Here is a 7,106-nt window from a genome sequence, read left to right as displayed (position 1 = left end):
ACGTGTGCAGTGGTCCATTGACGAGAACAAGCGGCGGAGTGCGGCAGGACGAAATCTGGTTACGTGGCGTCCGCGTCGATCGGCGGGGTGTCGCCTGCGGACAGCTTGAGCTCGTTCTTGCTCATCGACACGGTGCTGCCGGACGTGCTGCCGGAGGAGACGCCGTTCTGAGGCGTCGGGCCGCCTGAGCTCTTCGGCTTGGCATCGAAGGGCTTGCCCTTGAAGGTGTCGTCGAGTGGGTTCTTGAAGACCGAGTCGTCTCCGTCGAGCAGGTGTTTGGTGATCACTGCCCGAGGGGTCATGCCCCGAAGTTGGTTGAGATCCGCGAGCGGTTTGCGGAGGTCCTCGAAGTCGGTGCCGAGCTCGTCCTTGAGCTGCTGGCTTGCGCCGTTGGCGTAGTCCTTGACCTGGCGGATCGACTTGGACACCCAGCTGATGGCGCCGGGTAGGCGATCGGGGCCGAGGATGACGAGAGCTGCTACGAGGAGAATGACGAGCTCTCCCCAACCGATGTTGCCGAACACGCCTGCCAGCCTACGTCGTCAATCCGAAACCGGCGTGACGGAGAGGTCCACCAGCCGTCCCGACCGAACGAGTTGCACCGGAACCTGCTCCCCGATCGTGGTGGCCTGCACGGCAACGACCAGTTCGTCGGCGTCGCCCACTGCTCGGTCGCCGACCCTGGTGATGACGTCTCCCTCGACGATTCCGGCCTGCTGGGCCGGACCGCCCGAGCGGACGTTCGCTACTTCCGCGCCGGCCGAGGTGTCGTTGATGACCGAGCGGGCATTGATTCCGATGTCGGGGTGCCGCATGACGCCGTCCCGGATCAGTGACTGCGTCACCTCGAACACCTCGTCGACCGGAATGGCGAAGCCGAGGCCGACCGATCCGCCACTCTCGCTCCGGATGGCCGAGTTGATGCCGATCACGCGGCCCTCGAAGTCGATGAGCGGACCGCCGGAGTTGCCGGGGTTGATGGCGGCGTCGGTCTGCACGGCATCGATGACGGCGTTGGTGTCGGTGCCTTCACCCGACAGGGCGACGGGCCGATCGAGCGCGCTCACGATGCCGGAGGTGACGGTCTTGTTCAGTCCCAGCGGTGAGCCGACGGCGATCACGTCCTGCCCGACGCGAACGTCGGCGGAACGACCGAGCTCGGCGACGGTGAGGTTGCCGACATCGGTCTTGAGGACGGCGAGGTCGGTCTTGGTGTCGCGGCCGACGATGTCGGCTGGCACCTTGGTGCCGTCGGAGAATGTCACTTCGAGTGTCGAATTCTCCGGGTCGGATGCGGCCAGTGAGATCACGTGATTGTTCGTCACGATGTAGCCGGCACCGTCGATGACGACGCCCGAGCCGGTGCCACCGGTTTCGCCGAGCGTCACCTGGATCGAGACGACGGACGGCAGGACGGCGTCGGCGACCTTGCTGATCTGTCCGCGCGGGATGTCGTCGCCGCTGGACTGGGTCAGGGTCACTTTCTGGCTCGTCAACGCGCCGGTCACCTCCGCGGTGAGGCGACCGAACAACCCGCCGACCAATCCGATGACGAGTGCGAGGACTCCGAGTAGGACGAGAGCCCGGACGGACACCGACCGCCCGAACAGCACGTCGCGCACACCGAGTTTGGTGCCTGGCGGCAGTACGGGAGGGGGCGGAGTGTCGAGTGCCGCGCTGCCGAGGGATACCCGAGAGGTTGGGTCGCGCCACGGATCGACCGGAGCCGACGGGGGCGGTGTCGCTCTCGTCCTGGGCGTTCGGGTCGCGCTGCAGCGATTCCTGGGCATCGTCCGGGCGTCCGAACGCCTCGGCGAGGATGGGATCGGGTGGACGCACCGATACGCGCGAGGGAAGTTCCTCGCCGGGCCTACGAGGCGAGAACGAACCGTCCACATCGTCGGGACGTCCGAACACCGAAGCCGACACCGGATCGACGGAAGGTCGATACACCGGACGAGGTGGCAACCGCGGACCTTCCGGCCCCGCCGAGCCGATGCCGTCGGGCTCGATCTCCGATGGGTCGGTCCCTGCGGTCTCGGTGCTGGTCGAATTCGATGTCACGCGTCCGGTTACCCCTCGCATACGTCGGTGTGAGAGTTCAGTATCACTCGAGCGGTCGGCGCGGCTCGATGCAGGTGAGAAGTCGTCGAGCAGTTCTCGATGCGATCAACGTCGGCGACGACGGACATCGGCAACGGCGGACATGAAGGTTCGTTTGGTGTGGGACGGCCGATCCTCGCCCGCGCAGGACGGTATCTGGCTGAGCAGGCCGAGCAGAGAGTGTGGCATCGACATCTCCCCTGCTCCCCGCAGTGCCTTGCGTGCCTGCTGCTGGGCCTCGACCTCGGCGGCGCACTCGGGGCATTCGGACAGATGGTCGGCAGCACGCAGGTACGCGGGCATTCGCAACTCGCCATCGACGTACGCCGCGACGGCTTCACTGGCCAAGTGTTCGGTGGAGCTGAATTGCTTCGGCTTGCGCGCCTGCGTCATCCAACCCTCCTCGTAGCTAGTGGACACTTGCGTGACCGGAGTCGACCTTCCCGTGCACTCGAAGGTACTCGCGTAGCGCCTGGCGTCCACGGTGAATGCGACTGCGAACCGTTCCGAGCTTGACGCCCAGTGTCGCACCGATCTCCTCGTACGACAGTCCTTCGATGTCGCACAGCACGATTGCGGCGCGGAACTCCGGTGCCAGCGAATCGAGCGCGGACTGCAGATCGGGGTCGAGGCGCGCATCGTGATAGATCTGCTCGGGGTTGGGTCGATCGGAGGGGACGCGGTCGTAGTCCTCGGGGAGCGCTTCCATCCGGATGCGGCTGCGTCGACGAACCATGTCCAGGAACAGGTTGGTGGTGATGCGGTGCAGCCACCCCTCGAAGGTGCCCGGCTGGTAGTTCGACAGGGAGCGGAACACGCGAATGAAGGTGTCCTGTGTCAGGTCCTCGGCATCCTGGGCGTTTCCGGACAGGCGGTAGGCCAGTCGGTAGACGCGGTCGCCGTGTTCGCGAACCAGTTCGTCCCAGGACGGCATGGTGGAGTCCTCGCCGGTCGCATCGAACACTGCGGTGCCGCTGAGATCGTCGGGTGCGGGTACGGACTCGGGTAGACGCGCGGTGTCGCGATCGCCGTTGATCTTGTAAATAGTTGGATCCTCCTGCTCAGGACTGCGTACGTCCTTCTGATTCAACCGACGACTACCCTCGGATGTTCCAGCTCACACTTCGCAATCGAGATGGACCTTCGATTCCTTCACAGCCTGACGGACCCGCGTGTGGGTCCGGTATGAATCAGCTGAGGCGCACCTGAGAATGTGTGCGTGAGAATGTGCCCTGGGCACGATAGCCTCGGGGCGTGCCGACCAACGCCGAGAAGATGCTCGCCTACGCCGAAGACTCCGCTCAGGAGGACGAGGTTCTGATCGCAGCCAGAGAGCGTGCCGTCGACCTGGGTGCTGCCCCGGTACCGCCGTCGGTCGGAGCGATTCTCTCCATCTTCACTCAGATGCTCGGCGCGAAGACGGTCGTCGAAATCGGTACCGGCGCAGGGATCAGCGGCCTGTGGCTGCTCGACGGGATGCGCGCGGACGGTGTCCTCACCACCATCGACACCGAACCTGAGCACCAGCGTGCGGCCCGAGAAGCGTTCCGCGCCGGGGGAATTGCACCCTCGCGTACCCGGCTGATCAACGGCTGGGCACTGGACGTGCTCCCCCGGTTGGCCGACGACACCTACGACTTGGTGTTCATCGACGCCAGTCCGGCCGACCACCCGCACTTCGTCGCCGAGAGCGTTCGACTCCTGCGCCCCGGCGGAGTTCTGGTGCTGCACAACGCGTTACTGGGTGGACGTGTCGCCGACCCGACTCAGCGCGACGCGACCGCAGTTGCCGTTCGATCCGCCGCCCGGGCCATCGCCGAGGACGAGCGTCTGACGACGGTCCTGCTGCCTCTGGGTGACGGGTTGATCTGCGCGTCGAGGGCGTAGGTGCCTACGGCAGTGGTGCGGTTAGGAGCCATAGAGGCCACCCAACCGCACCACTGCGCGCAGCGCACTAGATCCAGACGCCCTTGCCGACCGAGACGACTCCCCCGGCACTGACGTTGAAGCGCTCGCGATCGCGTTCGTGGTCGACGCCGATGATCTCTCCGTCACCTACGACGACGTTCTTGTCCAGGATCGCGTGCCGCACGACGGCACCCTTACCGATCTTGACGCCGGGCATCAGGACACTGCCTTCGACCGTCGCGCCACTGTCGATCATGACGTTGGAGCTGAGCACCGAGTTGCGGACTGTGGCGGCGGACAGGATGCAGCCGGCACCGACGACCGACTCCTGCGCCAAGCCGCCCTGGACGAACTTGGCGGGCGGCAGGTTCTCGGCCGATCCGCGGATGGGCCAGCGGCGGTTGTAGAGGTTGAAGATGGGGTGCACCGACACGAGGTCCATGTGGGCGTCGTAGAAGGCGTCGATGGTGCCCACGTCTCGCCAGTACCCGCGGTCGCGTTCGGTGGCACCGGGAACGACGTTGTCGTTGAAGTCGTAGACCGAGGCGACGCCCGCTTCGACGAGTGCCGGAATGATGTCGCCGCCCATGTCGTGGTCGGAGTCGACGTTCTCGGAGTCGGCCTTGATGGCGTCGACGAGCACCTTGGTGGTGAAGACGTAGTTGCCCATGGAGGCGTAGGTGACGTCTGGGTCGTCGGGCGTGCCGGGCGGTTGAGCCGGCTTCTCGAGAAACTGGGTGATCTTGCCGTCGGAGTCGGAGTCGATGCAGCCGAACGCGAATGCCTCGCTGCGTGGAACCCGGATTCCGGCGACGGTGACGCCTGCACCGGAGTCGATGTGCTGCTGCACCATCTGCTCCGGATCCATGCGATAGATGTGGTCGGCACCGAAAACCATGATGTATTCGGGGTCCTCGTCGTACACCAGGTTCAGCGACTGGAAGATCGCGTCGGCACTGCCGGTGTACCACCGGGGCCCGAGTCGCTGCTGCGCGGGAACCGGAGTGATGTACTCCCCGGCGAACCCGGACAGTCGCCACGTCTGCGAGATGTGGCGGTCCAGTGAATGGGACTTGTACTGGGTGAGCACGCAGAGCCGGAGGTAACCGGCGTTGACGAGATTGCTCAGTACGAAGTCGATGAGTCGGTAGGCGCCCCCGAAGGGAACGGCTGGCTTGGCTCGGTCCGCGGTCATCGGGTAAAGGCGCTTACCCTCACCGCCGGCCAGCACAATCCCTAGTACGTGCGGTTGTGTCCTCACCCACTCAACCTATCCGCACCGAGAGAACCTTGCTAGCAGTACACGCACAACTGCTGGGGAATGTAGGTTCGTTCACGTGCGCGTAGCAATGATGACCAAGGAATATCCCCCGGAGATCTACGGTGGCGCAGGAGTTCATGTCACGGAGTTGACGGCGCAGCTGAAATCGCTGTGCGACGTGGACATCCACTGTATGGGCGCGCCGCGCGACACCGCGCAGGTGCACGACCCCGATCCCGCACTCGCCGGGGCGAACGCCGCGTTGACGACGCTGTCGGCGGAGCTGCGGATGGCGAACGCCGCTGCGGGGGCGGACGTGGTGCACTCGCACACCTGGTACACCGGCTTCGCGGGCCACCTCGCCGCCGAGTTGTACGACGTTCCGCACATCCTCACCGCACACTCACTCGAACCACGTCGGCCGTGGAAGGCCGAGCAACTCGGCGGCGGCTACCGCATCTCGTCGTGGTCGGAGCGCAACGCCGTGGAATACGCCGACGCGTCATCGCCGTCAGCGAGGGCATGGCCAAAGATGTGCTCGACGCCTATCCGCGTCTCGATCCGAGCCGGGTTCATGTGGTGCGCAACGGAATCGACACGCAGCGGTGGTTCGCCGACCACGGCACCGCAACTCTGGACGAGATCGGCGTCGATCGAAACAAGCCGATCGTCGCGTTCGTCGGGCGCATCACCCGGCAGAAGGGCGTGGGCCACCTGATCGCCGCGGCCCACCACTTCGATCCGTCGATTCAACTCGTCCTGTGTGCAGGCGCACCCGATACCCCGGAGATCGCCGCGGAAACCGAGCGGGCCGTCGCCCAGCTCGCCGAGCAGCGCAGCGGCGTGTTTTGGGTCAAGGACATGCTTCCCACCGAGAAGATCCGCGAAATCCTTTCCGCGGCGGCTGTGTTCGTCTGCCCGTCGGTGTACGAACCGCTCGGCATCGTCAACCTCGAGGCGATGGCCTGCGAAACTGCTGTGGTGGCATCGGATGTCGGCGGCATTCCCGAGGTCGTCGACGAGGGCCGCACCGGACGCCTGGTGCACTACAACTCCTACGAACCCGATGCCTTCGAGCGGAACCTGGCGGACACCGTCAACGAGGTAGCCCTCGATCCCGCGCTCGCGACAGCGATGGGCAAGGCGGGCCGCGAGCGGGCCGTCGCCGAGTTCTCCTGGGCGTCGATCGCGAAGCAGACTCTCGCCGTCTACAACGACGCGCTGGCCCGCCGCGGCTGATCGGGACGACTCAGCGAATCGTCTTGCGGTAGGTCGATACCGTCACCGACGCGGTGACCTCGGTGGTGTTCGGTAACTGCGTCAGCGCCGCAGACCGCGCCTCGGGGTCACCGTGCCGCGCCGACGGGCCCATGCCGATCAGAGCCTCGATATCGTTGTGCGAGAGCATCATCGAGTATTCCAGCGAAGATTCCGTCACAGGCTCGAACAGACCGGACAGCGACTCGCTCAGGCGGCGGGACTTGTCCTCGTCGACGCCGATGAGTCCCAATGGCCCCCGCAGCTCACGTTGATGCCGCGTCGTGGGCGTGACGACCACCAACACGCCGTCGTCGACGAGAACCCGATTCAGTTCACCGGCGTTGCGCGGAGCGAACACGCACGTCACCGCGGACAGAGCGCCCGACCGCACCGGGAGTCCACTCCAGATGTCCGCGACCACGGACCCCAGCCGCGGATGGGACCGTGCGGCGCGCCTGGCCGCGAACTTCGACACGTCGACGCCTATCCCCCGGGCACTCGGGGTGGTCGTCGAGAACCGCCGCGAGGTAGTGACCGGTTCCGACCCCCGACGTCGAGCACCACCTCGCCGTCC

The 7,106-nt window shown here is 65.7% G+C and carries 6 protein-coding genes and 2 pseudogenes; 2 read left to right on the top strand and 6 right to left on the bottom strand.

Annotated features, from left to right (window positions below; translation table 11 throughout):
• Positions 1-59: 59 nt before the first annotated feature.
• The 4 genes and pseudogenes from tatB to sigE form a co-directional block, all read right to left on the bottom strand.
• Complete coding sequence (gene tatB, locus RHBS_RS21830; RefSeq protein ID WP_128646413.1) at positions 60-524, bottom strand: Sec-independent protein translocase protein TatB; 465 nt, start codon at positions 522-524, stop codon at positions 60-62.
• An 18-nt stretch (positions 525-542) separates the two neighbouring features.
• A pseudogene (locus RHBS_RS21825) lies at positions 543-2,085 on the bottom strand (trypsin-like peptidase domain-containing protein).
• A gap of 84 nt (positions 2,086-2,169) precedes the next feature.
• Positions 2,170-2,496: an anti-sigma factor gene (locus tag RHBS_RS21820; protein WP_068053118.1), complete on the bottom strand. Its 327-nt coding sequence runs from the start codon at positions 2,494-2,496 to the stop codon at positions 2,170-2,172.
• A gap of 16 nt (positions 2,497-2,512) precedes the next feature.
• A complete protein-coding gene (gene sigE, locus RHBS_RS21815) occupies positions 2,513-3,139 on the bottom strand; it encodes an RNA polymerase sigma factor SigE (RefSeq protein WP_052047749.1) in 627 nt (208 codons plus the stop codon).
• A gap of 239 nt (positions 3,140-3,378) precedes the next feature.
• Here sigE and RHBS_RS21810 point away from each other — a divergent pair, with 239 nt between their 5' ends.
• Positions 3,379-3,990, top strand: a complete 612-nt coding sequence (locus RHBS_RS21810; RefSeq protein ID WP_032365496.1) for an O-methyltransferase — start codon at positions 3,379-3,381, stop codon at positions 3,988-3,990.
• A 67-nt stretch (positions 3,991-4,057) separates the two neighbouring features.
• Here the strand turns inward: RHBS_RS21810 and glgC are convergent, their stop codons facing one another.
• Positions 4,058-5,272 (bottom strand): glucose-1-phosphate adenylyltransferase, encoded by a 1,215-nt coding sequence (gene glgC, locus RHBS_RS21805; protein WP_121873259.1) that lies wholly within the window; start codon positions 5,270-5,272, stop codon positions 4,058-4,060.
• Positions 5,273-5,348: 76 nt separating this feature from the next.
• On the opposite strand from glgC, the pseudogene glgA reads away from it, so the two are divergent.
• Positions 5,349-6,511: pseudogene (gene glgA / locus RHBS_RS21800) on the top strand (glycogen synthase).
• A gap of 10 nt (positions 6,512-6,521) precedes the next feature.
• On the opposite strand, the gene RHBS_RS21795 reads toward glgA, so the two are convergent.
• On the bottom strand, positions 6,522-7,007 hold the full coding sequence (locus RHBS_RS21795; RefSeq protein ID WP_128646412.1) for a hypothetical protein: 486 nt from the start codon (positions 7,005-7,007) through the stop codon (positions 6,522-6,524).
• Between the last annotated feature and the right edge of the window lie 99 nt (positions 7,008-7,106).

The organism is Rhodococcus sp. BS-15 (assembly GCF_000813105.1).
Classification (GTDB): domain Bacteria; phylum Actinomycetota; class Actinomycetes; order Mycobacteriales; family Mycobacteriaceae; genus Rhodococcoides.
The sequence above is the reverse complement of the archived record's forward strand: the minus strand, read 5'-3'. Positions and strand labels throughout refer to the sequence as shown.